The sequence below is a fragment of the Nocardioides aurantiacus genome (assembly GCF_003752505.1).
Lineage (GTDB): Bacteria > Actinomycetota > Actinomycetes > Propionibacteriales > Nocardioidaceae > Marmoricola > Marmoricola aurantiacus.
The window spans coordinates 3,611,191-3,624,634 of record NZ_RKHO01000001.1; the positions used below are offsets into that span (position 1 = coordinate 3,611,191).

The following is a 13,444-nucleotide window of genomic DNA, read 5'->3' on the forward strand; positions in this document are numbered from 1 at the left end:
TGCACCCCTCCATCAGCGGGTGTCGACCGGCCCGGGAGGGCCCTGGCACGCATCGAGCCCGGTCCCCGACCGGGCTCACTGCGCACGCCACGCTACCACCGGGCAGCGGCTAGGGTTCGGTCGTGGACCCCCTTCTCGTGATCGCCAACGCCGAGGCCGGCGGTGGCGAGCGCGACGCCCTCCAGCAGGCCCTCGAGGTCCTCCGGGCCGAGGCCGACGTCGAGGTCGCCCGGACCTCCAACCCCGGCGAGCTCGACGGCGTGCTGCACCGCGCGGGGTGCCGCCGCCTCGTGGTGGCCGGCGGCGACGGCAGCCTGCACGCGGTGGTGAAGGCGCTCTACAAGCGCCACGAGCTCGAGAAGCGGACCATCGGCCTGCTCCCGCTCGGCACCGGCAACGACTTCGCCCGCTCGCTGGGGATCCCGCTGGACCCCCAGGAGGCGGCGCGCACGGTGCTCACCGGCGAGGTCCGCCCGATGGACCTCATCGTGGACGAGCTCGGCGGCGTCGTGGTCAACAACGTGCACGCCGGCGCCAGCGCCCAGGCCAGCCGCCGCGGTGCGCGGTGGAAGAAGCGGCTGGGGCCGTTCGGGATCGGCATCCTCGGCTACCCGGTCGGCGCGGCGCTGGCGGCGTTCCGGCCGCCGTACGTCCGGCTGCGGATCGAGGTCGACGGCGAGATCCTCGTCGACGTCGACCGGCCCACCCTCATGGTCGCCATCGGCAACGGTGCCAGCGTCGGCGGCGGCACCGAGCTGACGCCCGACGCCGACCCGGAGGACGGTCGGCTCGACGTGATGGTCTCGCTGGCGACCGGGCCGCTGCAGCGGTTCGCCTACGTCGGCGAGCTCGTCCTGGGCAAGCACCAGGAGCGCGACGACGTGCTCACCGCCCGGGCCACGCAGGTGACCATCAGCGGCGAGGACTTCTACCTCTCCGCGGACGGCGAGATCAACGGGCCCGAACGGCGCCGGTCGTGGCACCTCGAGCGGGCGGCGTACTCCATGGTCGTGCCGCCCGCCTGAGCCCTCCGCGGCTCAGAGGAGCTGGTCGGCGGCCTCGGGGCTGGAGTCGCGCAGGAAGTCGGCGCAGCGCTGCTGCTCGTGGTCCTCACCGATGCGACCGGCCGCGGTGGTGAGCGCGGCCAGCGCCCGCAGGAAGCCGCGGTTGGGCTCGTGCGACCACGGCACCGGGCCGTGACCCTTCCAGCCGTTGCGGCGCAGGGAGTCCAGGCTGCGGTGGTAGCCCACGCGGGCGTAGGCGTAGGCGGTCACGTCGTCGACGTCACCGTCGGCCAGCGCGGCCTCGGCCAGGGTGGCCCAGGCGAGCGGCGACTCGGGGTGGCGGCGTACGACCTCGGCGGCCGGGGCGCCGGACTCCAGCTCGGTGGCCGCCGGGTCCTGCGGCAGCTCGGTGGGCGGGGGGCCGGCCATCAGGTCACGTCCAAGGGTCATGGCTCGATGCTCCCACGCGCGACGAGGCCCACCCGCCCCGCAGGGTGGGTGGGCCGTCGGGGGCCGCTGCGGGGTCAGCGGTCCTCGCGCTGGTCCACCACGGCGAAGGCGTCGTCGAGGTCGACGTCCCACTCGGTGCCGTCGGTGGCACGGACCTCCACGTCGTACGCCGTGCCGCGGTCGTCGCTGGCCTCGACGTCGGTCGCCGTGCCGCCGCCGACCGCCTCCTCCGCGGCCGCCGCGGCCCGGTCCCGCTCGGTGGCGCTCAGCACGCGGTCGTCGCGGTCGGTCGTGCCGTCGTCGTCGGTGACGTCGTCCCGGTCGGTGCGGTCGTCCCGGTCGCCGTCGGCGCGGTCGTCCTCGCGGCCGACCACGCCCAGCTCGTCGTCGAGGACGACGTCGACCTCGGTGCCGTCGGCGCGGGTGACCTCGACCTCGTAGGCCTCGCCGCGGTCGTCGCTGGTCTCGACGCTGGTGACGCGGCCCTCGCCGACGGTGCGCAGCGCGGCGGCCGAGACGCGGTCACGCTCGCCGCCGCCCACCTGGTCGGCACTGGCGGTGCCGGCCCAGACGGTGCCGCCCACCCCGAGCGCCACGACGGCGACGGCGGGGACGAGGACGCGCTTGCGGCGCAGGGTGCGGGTGTTCATGGGAGTTCCTCTCGCTGGGGTGTCGGGGTGACGGGTACACCGTGCGACACCGTCGCTGAACCCACCCTGAAGGCGCCTGAAGACGCGTTCAGCCAGCGGCGACGGGGTCGGTCAGGAGGCGGCGGGCAGGCGCACGGTGAACCGGGCGCCGCCCCAGGGCGACGTACCGATCTCGACCGTGCCGCCGTGCACCCGCACGATCTCGCGCACGATGCTCAGCCCGAGGCCGCTGCCGCCGTCGTCGCGGGCACGGGACTCGTCGAGCCGCACGAACCGCTCGAAGACCCGGTCGCGGTCGGCCGGGGCGATGCCGCTGCCGTCGTCGTCGACCACCACCTCCGCGGTGCCGGCGTCGTCGCGCACCCCCAGGCCGATCCGGGACGTGGCGTGACGCACGGCGTTGTCGACCAGGTTGCGCACCACCTGGGCCAGCGCGCCCTCGTCACCGCGGACCCGCGCCGTGGCGATGCCCGAGCCGTCGACCTCGAGGCCGCCGCGCCGCGCCCGCCGGGCCTCGGTCAGCACCAGGTCGTCGAGGTCGACCTCGCGCCGCTGCGCCGCGACCGCGGCCTCGTCGGCCCGGGTGAGCAGCAGCAGCTGCTCGACCAGCCGCTGCATCCGCACCGACTCCTCGAGCACCGCGTCGGCGAGCTCGCCCTCGGGCATCGCGCCGGGGTGGGCCCGGGCGACCTCGGCGGTCTGCCGGATGCCGGCGAGCGGCGAGCGCAGCTCGTGCGAGGCGTCGCCGACGAACTGGCGCTGCCGCTCCTGGGCGGCCTGGAGGCGCCCGAGCATGCCGTTCATGGTGTGCGCGAGGCGGTGCACCTCGTCGCGCGAGGGCGGCTCGGGCACGCGGCGGTCGAGCCGGTCACCGGTGATCTGCTCGACCTCCTGGCGGATCCGCTCCACCGGTCGCAGCGCCCGGGTCACGACCACCCAGGTGGTGCCGCCCACGAGCAGCAGCAGCGCCGGCAGCCCGACGAGCAGCAGCGGCACGAGCGCGGCGACGGAGTCCTCGACCTCCTCACGGCTGACCGCCACGACGACGCGGTAGTCGCCGGCGCTCTCGGTCACCACGAGGTACGCCGCGTCGCCGCCGGGCAGTCGCACCTGGTCGGCGTCGCGCGCCGGCAGCGGCCGGGACAGCGGCTGCGAGGAGCTGACCACGCGACCGTCGCCGTCCTGGACCTGCCACACCTCGTCCTCGAGGTCGTCGTCCTCGCCCTGGTCCTCGGCGGTGCTCCCTCCCGGCGTCTCGGTCGAGCCGACCTGCGCGGCCAGGGTGTCCGCGCGCTGCTCGGCCGACGACTCCAGCCCGTCGACGAGCGCGCCGCGCACCAGCACCACCAGGGCGACGCCACCGGCCAGGAGGGCCACCGCGACGACGAGGACGGCCGCGAGCGTCGTACGGACCCGGACGGAGGCGCGACCCAGCCCGCGGGCCCCGCGCTCAGCCACCGTCGCTCGCCAACCGGTAGCCCGCGCCGCGCAGCGTGCCGATCGCCTCGCGGCCGAACGGCCGGTCGAGCTTGTTGCGCAGGTGCCGGACGTAGACCTCGACGATGTTGGGGTCGCCCTCGAAGTCGTCGTCCCACACCGCGTCCAGGATCTGCCGCTTGGAGACCACGTCGCCGGGGTGGCGCATCAGGAACGCCAGCAGCGAGAACTCCCGCGTGGTCAGGTCGAGCTCGACCTCACCACGCCAGGCCCGTCGCGCCGCCGGGTCGAGCCGCAGGTCGCCGGCCTCGAGCAGCGTGGGCCGCTCGCGCGCACCCCGCCGGGCCACCGCACGCAGCCGCGCCACGAGGACCGGGAACGAGAACGGCTTGGTGAGGTAGTCGTCGGCCCCGGTGTCGAGCCCCTCGACCTGGTCCCACTCGCCGTCCTTGGCCGTGAGCATCAGCACGGGCGTCCAGTTCTGCTCCGCGCGCAGCGTCTCGCAGACCTTGTAGCCGTTGATGCCCGGCAGCATCAGGTCGAGCACGATGGCGTCGTACGGGTGCTCGCGGGCCAGCCACAGCCCGTCGGTCCCGTCGTGGGCCACGTCGACCGCGAACCCCTCGGCCTCCAGCCCCACCCGCAGCGAGCGCGCCAACCGCACCTCGTCGTCCACGACGAGCACACGCATGGGCACCTCCGGGGCAGGGGACGGCCCCATCCTCCCGGCTCGTCCTGAACGCCCGCTGAAGGCGGGGGCGGCGGGTGGGCGGCGGGTGGCGGCGGGCGGTGGGCGGCGGGCGGTGGGCGGTGGGCGGTGGGCGGTGGGCGGCGGCGTATCGCATGTAACGCGGGGTTATTGCATGTGAACAAGGCCGGTCCGGGCCGCGACGCTGCACAGCACCGCACCAGATGACCGGTGCGGCGCGATCAGGCCGAGCGCGCCTGGGCGTCGTACGCCGGATGCGCGCGGCCTGCTCGGCCAGGTGGGACGGCAGCCGGGGACCGAACCGTGACCGGGTGACCAGCTCCTCGGCGGCCACCCGCCGCATGGTGCTGTCCCGGGCGCGGCCGAGCAGGTCGTCCCAGTGGACGCGCGACATGCCGAGCCCCTCGCCGCAGATCGCCACCTCGCGTGCCCGAAGAGCACGGAGCGCCTCGCGGGTCGACGTGGCGTAGCCGCCCTCGCTGCGGGGCAGCAGCTTCTGCAGACCGTCGGCCTCGACGAGGTGGCAGCCGACCCGCAGGTCGGCCCAGTAGACACGACCACCCACGGCGATCGGCCACCCGACGTCGATGTCGTCGAAGCCCATGTCGACCAGCAGCAGCCGGGCGAGCGACTCGACCGCGGTCTCGGCGCGGTCGTCGCTGAGCTCGAGCGCCTGGCGCACCGTCCTGACGCCGGGCCAGGACCACATCACCCGGAGCTCGCGCTCCAGCTCGTGCAGGGGTACGCCGCCCCACCGCACGGCATCGATCGCCACGACCCCCGTCTCCCGACCGTGCTCACGGGCGAGGTCGAGGGCGGTGCGCGCGGGACCCGTCACGGGGACACCACCGACGACGTGCTCGTCCCCCAGGTCGATGCGCGTCAGGTGGTGCTTGACCCCGTGCTCGGTGCGGCTGCCGCCGACCCCGAGGCGAGTGACGTGACTGAGCTGGTGCTGCGGCCGCAGCAGCGGCACGCCCAGGGCACGGGCCGCCGAGTCGTGGCTGAGGACGTGCTCCTCTGTCATCATCAGGTGCGCGGCGAGGTCACGCAGTGACGCGCGCTCCTCGGCGGTGGTGTCCTCCCACCGGCGGCGTTCGGCGTACACGCCGCGCCGCACGACGACCCAGGGACCGTACGTCGCCAGGAGTGCGCGCAGCTCGGAACGGCCGTAGCCCGCCGACTGGCACTGGGCACGGGTCACGAGCCCGTGCTGGGAGACAGCGAGGGAACGGAGAGCTGGGCGCACGCGAGCAGGCTCGACCCCGCGTCGGGGCTGCGCCACCCCCCGGCGTACGCCTGTGGAGAAAGCGCGGTCATGGCCGGCCTGTGGACGGCAGGTCACCCATGTTGCCGCCGCTCATCTGCTGCGGTGGTGTGCACCCAGAACGGGCGGACCGGCCTTGTTCACATGCACTAACCCCGCGTTACATGCGGATCCACGCCCACGCCCACGCCCACGACCGCCCCGCCCGTCAGCCGATGGAACGGCCGGAGGCGCGGAGGTGCTCGCAGGCCTCGACGACGCGGGCGGCCATGCCGGCCTCGCCGGCCTTGCCCCAGGCGCGGGGGTCGTACTGCTTCTTGTTGCCGACCTCGCCGTCGATCTTGAGCACGCCGTCGTAGTTGCTGAACATGTGGGCGGCGACGGGGCGGGTGAAGGCGTACTGGGTGTCGGTGTCGACGTTCATCTTGACCACGCCGTAGGACAGCGCCTCGGCGATCTCCTCCGGGGTCGAGCCGGAGCCGCCGTGGAAGACCAGGTGGAAGGGCTTGGAGCCGGCGTCGAGGCCGAACTCCTGCACCACGGCGTCCTGGGCGTCCTTGAGGACCGAGGGGCGCAGCTTGACGTTGCCGGGCTTGTAGACGCCGTGCACGTTGCCGAAGGTCAGCGCGGTCATGAAGTAGCCGTGGTCGCCGTGGCCGAGCGCCTTGGCGGTGGCGATGGCGTCCTCGGGGGTGGAGTAGAGCTTGTCGTTGATCTCGTTGTCGACGCCGTCCTCCTCGCCACCGACGACGCCGACCTCGATCTCCAGCACGATCCGCGCGGCCTGGCAGGCCTCGTGGAGCTCCTGGGCGATCTGGAGGTTCTCCTCGAGCGGCACCGCGGAGCCGTCCCACATGTGGCTCTGGAACAGCGGCTCCTGACCACCCTTGACCCGCTCGGCGGACAGGGCGAGCAGCGGGCGGACGAAGCCGTCGAGCTTGTCCTGGGGGCAGTGGTCGGTGTGGAGCGCGATGTTGACGGGGAACTGCTTGGCCACCTCACGGGCGTAAGCCGCGAAGGCGACCGAGCCGGTGACCATGTCCTTCACGGTGGGGCCGGAGAGGTACTCCGCACCGCCGGTCGAGATCTGGATGATGCCGTCGGACCCCGCCTCGGCGAACCCGGCCAGCGCGGCGTTGAGGGTCTGCGACGAGGAGACGTTGATGGCCGGGAAGGCGAACTCCTGCGACTTCGCGGTGTCCAGCATCTCGGCGTACTTCTCGGGGGTGGCGATGGGCATCGGCGGGACTCCTCGGCGGCGGGGACGGCAGGTGGGTGCAGCGGGTGGCCGCGGCGGGCGGCGACTGGATTTCCACCCTAGTGGACCCGTCCGACGCCGCCGTAGTCTCGCCGCCATGCCTCCCCTCGGGCGCGAGTCCCGCGCGCTGGTCGCCTTCGTCCTCGCCGCCGCGCTGCTCCTCACCGGACTGTCCAACCTCGGCGTCGCGGTCTACCGCTCGCTGGAGTCGCTGCTGCCCTTCGTCGGCCAGCCCGACCTGCTGGCCGCCGTCATCGGGCTGGCGCTGTCGGTGCTGGTGCTCGTCGTGGGCCGCGGCGCCGCCCGGGGCCCCGCCCGCGACGTGTGGCACCACCTCGCCGTCGCGGCCAGCTGGCTGGCCCTGCTGCTGGTGCTGATGGCGCTGCTGACCCTGGTCGCCGCGCTCCTCGGCTGAGGTCGTTCAGCCGTGCGGCCGCACCGGCGGCACGACCTCGCCCCGACGGACCCGACGGTCGTGGACCCGCTGCATCCGCGCCTCGCGTCGCCGCCGTGCGGCGCGGCCCCGCGGGCTCTCGACGTACGCCGAGAACGCCCGTCGTCGACTGGGCCACCAGCTCTCCTGCGCCCGGATCACCCAGCGCATCACCACGGTGACGACGGCGCCGGCCACCCGCCCGGGCTCGCCCGTGCGGTGCAGCTCGCGCACCCGCGGCGGCATCAGCAGCAGCGCCTGGGTGCGGGCGAACCAGTGCATCGGCGGCGGGAAGAAGCGGTCGGCGTACTGCTGGACCATGCCGCGCGCCAGCTCGTGGCCGTCGTCGGTCGAGGGCCACGGCCGCGCCTCGAACTCCTCCGCGAAGCGCCGCATCCCGGCGAGGTCGTCGGGCAGGCCCGTCACCGGCCCGTGCTCGCCGCGGAACAGCGCGCCGAGGTCGCGCAGGAAGTGGTGCCAGGCGACGTCGAGCGTGGGTGACTGCGGCGGCAGCCCGAGGGTCTCGCGCATCCGCGGCACGAAGGTCGCGATCGCGCACAGCGTGTAGACGTACTCGTCGTTGTCGCCGAACGCGCCGGGGAACTGTCGCGCCAGGCCGAGGTGGTAGCGGTTGAGCCGCTCCACCGAGGCCCGCGTCTGCGGCGAGGACGAGCCGTGCCGGAACCACGTCAGGAGGTACGCCGACCCGTCGGCGAACCGCTGCTCGCCGCGGTGCAGCAGCTTGCCGGTGCCGACCAGCGTCGCCGCCGCAGTCGGGGGCACGGCGGTCTGCGCGGTGGTGACCAGCAGGGTCAGGTTGACGATGGGCAGGTTGAGCTGGTGCTCGGCGAGCAGCCGCATCACCTCGTCGTACTCCGTCTCGGGGTCGAGCGCCTCGATCCGGCGCGGCAGCCACGTCCAGGGAGCGGGCACGGCTCAGCCCCGCCAGGCGGTGTCGAGGTCGGCGTGCCGCACGACCCAGGCGTGCATCGCGACGGCCGCCGCGGCAGAGGCGTTGATGGAGCGGGTGGAGCCGAACTGCGCGATCGAGAAGGTGCCGTCGCAGGCCTGGCGGGCGCCCTCGGAGAGGCCCGGCCCCTCCTGCCCGAACAGGAAGCACACCGCGCGCGGCACCTCCCAGGTCTCGAGGTGGCGCGAGCCGGGCAGGTTGTCCACGCCCATCAGCGCCACCCCGCGCTCGTGGAGGTACGCCGCCAGGGCCGGCACGTCCGGGTGGTGCCGGACGTGCTGGTAGCGGTCGGTGACCATCGCGCCACGCCGGTTCCAGCGGCGGTTCCCGACGATGTGCACCTCGCGGGCGAGGAACGCGTTGGCGGTGCGGACCACGGTGCCGATGTTGAAGTCGTGCTGCCAGTTCTCGATCGCGACGTGGAAGTCGTGGCGACGCGTGTCGAGGTCGGCCACGACCGCCTCGAGGCGCCAGTAGCGGTAGCGGTCGACGACGTTGCGCCGGTCGCCGTCGCGCAGCAGGTCGGGGTCCCACTGCGGCCCCTCGGGCCACGGGCCCTCCCACGGGCCGACGCCGACCTCGGCAGGGCCGTGCGGCACGGGGTCGTACGGCGCCCGCGGCTCGTCCGGCGACTCCGGGGTCGGCGGCGGGGACCCGCTCACGCCGCCGGGCCGCCCGCGCGCTTCTCGGCCCGGATGCTGCGCACCCGGGTCACCACGAAGAAGCCGACGGCGGCCACCACGAGCGCGATCACGACGTTCTGGAAGGTGCCGACGTAGGGGCCGACCGTGTCCCACTGCTCGCCGAGGAGGTAGCCCGCCATCACGAACACGCTGTTCCACACCAGGCTGCCGAGCAGCGTGTAGAGCGTGAACAGGCCGAACGACATCCGCTCCAGGCCGGCCGGCACCGAGATCAGGCTGCGGAAGATCGGCACCATCCGCCCGAAGAAGACCGCCTTGCCGCCGTGGCGGGCGAACCACGCCTCGGTCTTCTCGAGGTCCTCGGTCTTGACGAGCGGCACGCGCTCCCACACGGCGTACATCCGACGGCGGCCGAGGCCGGCGCCGATGCCGTACATCGCCCAGGCACCCACCAGCGAGCCGAGCGTGGTCCAGAAGATGGCGCCCCACAGCGTGAAGTCGCCGCGGCTCGCGGCGAAGCCCGCGAACGGCAGGATGATCTCGCTGGGGATGGGCGGGAACAGGTTCTCCAGCGCCACGGCCAGCCCCGCGCCGGGACCGCCGAGCTTCTCCATGAGGTCGACGGCGAAGCCCGCGAGCCCGCCGAGGTCCTCGGACCCGCTGGCGGCCAGGGGCAGGACGTGCCCGAGCGCGCTCACCCGTGGACCGCGTCGAGCTGGGCCTTGGTCAGCACCGGGCGCACCTCGAGGCCGACGTCGGCCAGCGGGTTGCTGTCCGCGGGGCTGCGGTCGATGGCGCACACCACCGTCTCGACGATCGCGCCCGCGTCGCGCAGCGCTCGGGTGGCGTCGCGCACGGCGCCGCCGGTGGTGATGACGTCCTCGACGAGGGTGACGCGGCGCCCCGCCACGTCGGGCCCCTCGGCCAGCTTGCAGGTGCCGTAGCGCTTGGCCTCTTTGCGCACGAACAGCGCCGGCAGCGAGGTGCGCGCCGAGAGCACGGTGGCGAGGGGGACGCCGCCGAGCTCGAGGCCGCCGAGCAGCTCGGTGTCCGCGGGCAGCAGCGGCTCCATCCGGGCCACGACGCGGGCCAGGAGGGCGGGCTGGGCCTCGAAGAGGTACTTGTCGAAGTACTCCGTCGCGACCTGGCCGGAGCGGAGCGTGAACTCGCCGGTCAGGCGGCAGGCGGCGTCGACGTCGCGGGCGAGCTCGGGGTCCGGGGCGGCGGCGGGCATGGTGCCAGAGGCTACAGCCCGGTCTTGGGCTCGGTCTTGACGAGGTGACCGAAGGAGATCATCCGGTCGTCGGTGTGGAAGAGCTCCGAGCACGTGGTGAGCGTGATCAGCCGCTGGCCCTTGCGCTGCTCGGGCTGGGCGCCCCCGGCCTCGGGGTTCTTCGGCACCTCGTCGAGGACCCAGACGCCGGTGAAGGGGATCACCAGCGCCCGCGGGTCGGTGTCGAGGCGGTAGGTGTACGTCGCGTCGACGGTCTCCACGAGCACCTGGTCGCCCGGCCGCAGCTCGGGCATCCGACGCAGCGGCTCGCCGTGGGTGACCCGGTGCGCGGCCAGGGCGTAGTTGCCCTTCGCGCCCGGGTCTGCGGTGTCCTCGAAGTGGCCGTAGCCCTTGGCCAGGACCGCGTCGCTGGTGCCCTCCAGCACGGGCACGACGTAGTCGTCGCCGAACTTGGGGATCCGGATCAGGGCCGAGGCACGTCCCTCGGGCACGTAGGCCGGCTCGAGCTTCTCGCCGCCGCCCTCCCACTGCGTGCGCAGCGTGGAGGTGACCTCCTTCTGGGCCCGCTGCGAGGTCCAGTTGGTGCCCCAGAACTGCCACCCGACGTAGCCGAGCATGACCACGCCAGCCAGCATCATCGCGACGCCGAGCCAGGTGGTGACGCGGCGGACCAGGCTGGGCCGACCGGCCCGACGACCCGCGGGGGTGGTGGGCTCGGAGGTGCGCCGGGAGGCCTTCGACATGCGGCCATCATGACGGCTCGGGCCAGCCCGCCCCGACCGATCCCGGGAACCGGTCGGCCCGCGGGCTAGGTTCGGACGGGTGACGCCGCCCCTCACCCCGTCCTCGACCCCGTCCCCGACCGGTCTCTCCGGCCGGACCGCCCGCCGGCTCGACGGGGTCGGTTCCACGATCTTCGCCGAGATGTCGGCGCTGGCCGTGCGCACCGGCTCGGTCAACCTCGGTCAGGGGTTCCCGGACGTCTCCGGGCCCGCGGCCGCCGTCGAGGTGGCGTACGACGCGATGCGGGCCGGCCGCAACCAGTACCCGCCCGGGCACGGCTCCCCCGACCTCGTCGCCGCCGTGGTGCGCCACCAACGACGCCACTACGGCATCGAGCTGACCCCCGAGGAGGTCGTCGTGACCACGGGCGCGACCGAGGCGGTGGCGGCGGCGGTCCTCGGCCTGGTCGACCCGGGCGACGAGGTGGTGGTGCTCGAGCCCTACTACGACAGCTACCGCGCGATGGTGCAGTTCGCGGGCGGCGTACGACGGCCGGTGACGCTGCGTGCCCCGGACTACCGCCTCGACGCGGCCGAGCTGGAGGCGGCCGTCACGCCCCGGACCAAGCTCGTGCTGCTCAACACCCCCCACAACCCGACGGGGCACGTGCTGTCGAGGGCCGAGCTGGAGGCGGTGGCCGACGTCGCCCGGCGTCACGACCTGCTGGTGGTGACCGACGAGGTCTACGAGCACCTGGTCTTCGACGACCACCGGCACGTGCCGATCGCGACGCTGCCCGGCATGGCCGAGCGCACCGTGTCGATCTCCAGCTCGGGCAAGACGTTCTCCTTCACCGGCTGGAAGATCGGCTGGGCCACCGGTCCGGCCGCGCTGGTCGCCGCCGTCGAGGGCGCCAAGAACTGGTTGTCCTACTCCTCGGGGGCGCCGTTCCAGCCCGCCGTGGCGCATGCGCTGGACCACGAGGAGGACTTCCACCGGGCGCTGCGCGACGACCTGGCGACCAAGCGCGACCACCTGTGCGCCGGGTTGGCGGACCTGGGCCTGGAGGTGCACGTGCCGCAGGGCACCTACTTCACGACCACCGACGTCTCGGCGCTCGGCTGGGAGGACGGAGAAGCGTTCTGCCTGGCGCTGCCCGAGCGGGCGGGCGTGGTGGCGATCCCCTCGCAGGCGTTCTACGAGGCCGGGTCGGCCGAGGGCCGGCACCTCGTGCGGTGGGCGTTCTGCAAGGAGCGCGACGTCATCGACCAGGGGCTGCGGCGGCTCCGCGCCGGGCGGCTGCAGGCCTGAGCCTCACCAGGGCCCCTGCCGCCCCGACGGGGGCTGCTGCGGCGGGACGCCGGGGCGACCCGCCTCGGCACGGCGGGCGAACCAGTCGCGGGTCTCGGCGTGCAGCAGCAGCCCGATGACCACGGCAGCGGCGAGCTGGACGACCAGCCCGACCGGGAAGGCGGCGATCGCGAGCAGGAACGTCGCACCGGCGCTGACGACCAGTGTCCAGCGGGCCCAGTTGTGGCCGCGGCGCGCGAGGTAGGCCAGGACGCAGGCGGCGACCGCCCACAGGATCGAGAGCACCAGCACGATCACCATCGACGGCAGCAGCACCTGCTCGACCGTCTCGGCCGGGACCTGGGCGTCGCGCAGCGCCTGCTGCCACTGCGGGGACTCGCGCAGCGGGTCGAGCACGGCGTCCGGGGAGGCGATCAGGACGACGGTGACGACGGTGTAGACGGCCGCGATCGTGCTGGAGAAGATCCAGGTCACCAGGCAGGCGATGGACAGCGGGGCCGGCACCCTGCGGGTGGCGGCGGTCGCGTTCCGGTCCTGCCCCCGGCCCTGACCCTGGTCCTGCCCCTGGTCCTGCCCCTGGGGCAGCCACGCCGGCGGGGTCTGCTCGGTCCGGGGGGCGCCGAAGCCGTGGGTCGCGGGCGGCCGACCCCCGCTGCCGCTGGTGCCGTCGGGGTCGACCTTCGGCAGGGTCGCGACGGCCGTCGAGCCGCCGGCCCCGCTCGCCCCGGCGTCCGAGGACGGGCTCGGCCCGCCGACGCCCGACGCGCCGGGCCGGTCGACCGAACGGGCGCGGTCGCGGTCGTCCTGCGAGCCGGGCGTGCGGGACGAGCTGTCCGAGCGCGTGGCGGTGGAGCCGCCCCAGGACGACTCGCGCACCGGCCGGCCGGCGTACCAGTCCCGCGCGGGGCCGGACCAGATCACCGCGGTCGCCGCCGCCACCAGCGCACCCAGGAGGCCGCCGGTCAACGGCGCGGTGAGCAGCAGCGGCACGGCCGCGACGGTGAGCGCGATCCGGGCCCCGCGGTGCTTCTGCAGCACGAAGACGCCGGCGACCAGCGCCACGGCCGCGCAGACCGCGGCCACGGTGAGGCCCACGCGCATCAGCTCCAGCGCCTGGGACACGCTCAGCCCGAGTCCTTCCCCCGCCGGCGAGGACAGCGCCTCGGTGACGGAGTCGCGGGTGTCCACCGAGCGCAGCCGCGTGATGCTGTCGAAGACCGAGACCAGCAGGAACAGCGAGCCGCCGATCACCAGCCCTGCCGCGGTCGTGACCTGGCGGGGTCGGGCGGGGGTGCTGGAGTCGGCCATGGGGCCATCTTGCCAAGCGCACGGCTGTCGCCGCCGGTCCGCCCGT

Annotated in this window: 15 protein-coding genes; 4 read left to right on the forward strand and 11 right to left on the reverse strand. The window is 74.3% G+C overall.

The genetic code is table 11. The features are described from left to right. Positions 1-122: 122 nt before the first annotated feature. Positions 123-1,025, forward strand: a complete 903-nt coding sequence (locus EDD33_RS17555; protein ID WP_246003584.1) for a diacylglycerol/lipid kinase family protein — start codon at positions 123-125, stop codon at positions 1,023-1,025. Positions 1,026-1,037: 12 nt separating this feature from the next. Here EDD33_RS17555 and EDD33_RS17560 read toward each other — a convergent pair whose 3' ends face one another. From EDD33_RS17560 to EDD33_RS17575, 4 genes are all read right to left on the reverse strand, one after another. After that, positions 1,038-1,454 carry a DUF3151 domain-containing protein gene (locus EDD33_RS17560; protein WP_123392321.1) on the reverse strand — a complete coding sequence of 139 codons (417 nt, stop codon included), beginning with the start codon at positions 1,452-1,454 and terminating at the stop codon, positions 1,038-1,040. A gap of 74 nt (positions 1,455-1,528) precedes the next feature. Beyond that, positions 1,529-2,104 (reverse strand): PepSY domain-containing protein, encoded by a 576-nt coding sequence (locus tag EDD33_RS17565; RefSeq protein ID WP_123392322.1) that lies wholly within the window; start codon positions 2,102-2,104, stop codon positions 1,529-1,531. A gap of 111 nt (positions 2,105-2,215) precedes the next feature. Beyond that, positions 2,216-3,562, reverse strand: coding sequence for a sensor histidine kinase (locus tag EDD33_RS17570; protein ID WP_211332590.1), 1,347 nt, complete (start codon positions 3,560-3,562; stop codon positions 2,216-2,218). Then, the gene (locus tag EDD33_RS17575) at positions 3,555-4,232 is read right to left on the reverse strand and encodes a response regulator transcription factor (protein ID WP_123392324.1); all 678 of its coding nucleotides are present in this window, start codon (positions 4,230-4,232) and stop codon (positions 3,555-3,557) included. The genes EDD33_RS17570 and EDD33_RS17575 overlap by 8 nt, the downstream gene beginning before the upstream one ends. A 538-nt stretch (positions 4,233-4,770) precedes the next feature. Here EDD33_RS17575 and EDD33_RS17580 point away from each other — a divergent pair. Further along, positions 4,771-5,307, forward strand: coding sequence for a hypothetical protein (locus EDD33_RS17580; protein ID WP_148077133.1), 537 nt, complete (start codon positions 4,771-4,773; stop codon positions 5,305-5,307). 418 nt (positions 5,308-5,725) lie between these two features. On the opposite strand, the gene fbaA is transcribed toward EDD33_RS17580, so the two are convergent. Beyond that, positions 5,726-6,757 carry a class II fructose-bisphosphate aldolase gene (gene fbaA / locus EDD33_RS17585; protein ID WP_123392326.1) on the reverse strand — a complete coding sequence of 344 codons (1,032 nt, stop codon included), beginning with the start codon at positions 6,755-6,757 and terminating at the stop codon, positions 5,726-5,728. Between the two features lie 115 nt (positions 6,758-6,872). On the opposite strand from fbaA, the gene EDD33_RS17590 reads away from it, so the two are divergent. After that, the gene (locus EDD33_RS17590) at positions 6,873-7,190 is read left to right on the forward strand and encodes a hypothetical protein (RefSeq protein ID WP_123392327.1); all 318 of its coding nucleotides are present in this window, start codon (positions 6,873-6,875) and stop codon (positions 7,188-7,190) included. 6 nt (positions 7,191-7,196) lie between these two features. Here the strand turns inward: EDD33_RS17590 and EDD33_RS17595 are convergent, their stop codons facing one another. Genes EDD33_RS17595 through EDD33_RS17615 form a run of 5 tightly spaced genes read right to left on the reverse strand, consistent with a single transcriptional unit; the run spans position 7,197 to position 10,799 of the window. After that, positions 7,197-8,141 carry a hypothetical protein gene (locus EDD33_RS17595; protein ID WP_123392328.1) on the reverse strand — a complete coding sequence of 315 codons (945 nt, stop codon included), beginning with the start codon at positions 8,139-8,141 and terminating at the stop codon, positions 7,197-7,199. Positions 8,142-8,144: 3 nt separating this feature from the next. Then, the gene (locus EDD33_RS17600; RefSeq protein WP_123393627.1) at positions 8,145-8,777 is read right to left on the reverse strand and encodes a TrmH family RNA methyltransferase; all 633 of its coding nucleotides are present in this window, start codon (positions 8,775-8,777) and stop codon (positions 8,145-8,147) included. A gap of 59 nt (positions 8,778-8,836) precedes the next feature. After that, positions 8,837-9,520 carry a DedA family protein gene (locus tag EDD33_RS17605; protein WP_246003585.1) on the reverse strand — a complete coding sequence of 228 codons (684 nt, stop codon included), beginning with the start codon at positions 9,518-9,520 and terminating at the stop codon, positions 8,837-8,839. Then, a complete protein-coding gene (gene pyrE, locus EDD33_RS17610; RefSeq protein WP_123392329.1) occupies positions 9,517-10,056 on the reverse strand; it encodes an orotate phosphoribosyltransferase in 540 nt (179 codons plus the stop codon). The genes EDD33_RS17605 and pyrE overlap by 4 nt, the downstream gene beginning before the upstream one ends. Before the next feature lie 11 nt (positions 10,057-10,067). After that, entirely contained in the window at positions 10,068-10,799 is a 732-nt protein-coding gene (locus EDD33_RS17615) for a class E sortase (RefSeq protein ID WP_123392330.1), read from the reverse strand. A gap of 79 nt (positions 10,800-10,878) precedes the next feature. Between EDD33_RS17615 and EDD33_RS17620 the strand changes: the two genes are divergently transcribed. Continuing rightward, entirely contained in the window at positions 10,879-12,090 is a 1,212-nt protein-coding gene (locus EDD33_RS17620; RefSeq protein ID WP_123392332.1) for a pyridoxal phosphate-dependent aminotransferase, read from the forward strand. A gap of 3 nt (positions 12,091-12,093) precedes the next feature. Here the strand turns inward: EDD33_RS17620 and EDD33_RS17625 are convergent, their stop codons facing one another. Further along, entirely contained in the window at positions 12,094-13,398 is a 1,305-nt protein-coding gene (locus EDD33_RS17625; RefSeq protein ID WP_123392333.1) for a hypothetical protein, read from the reverse strand. Between the last annotated feature and the right edge of the window lie 46 nt (positions 13,399-13,444).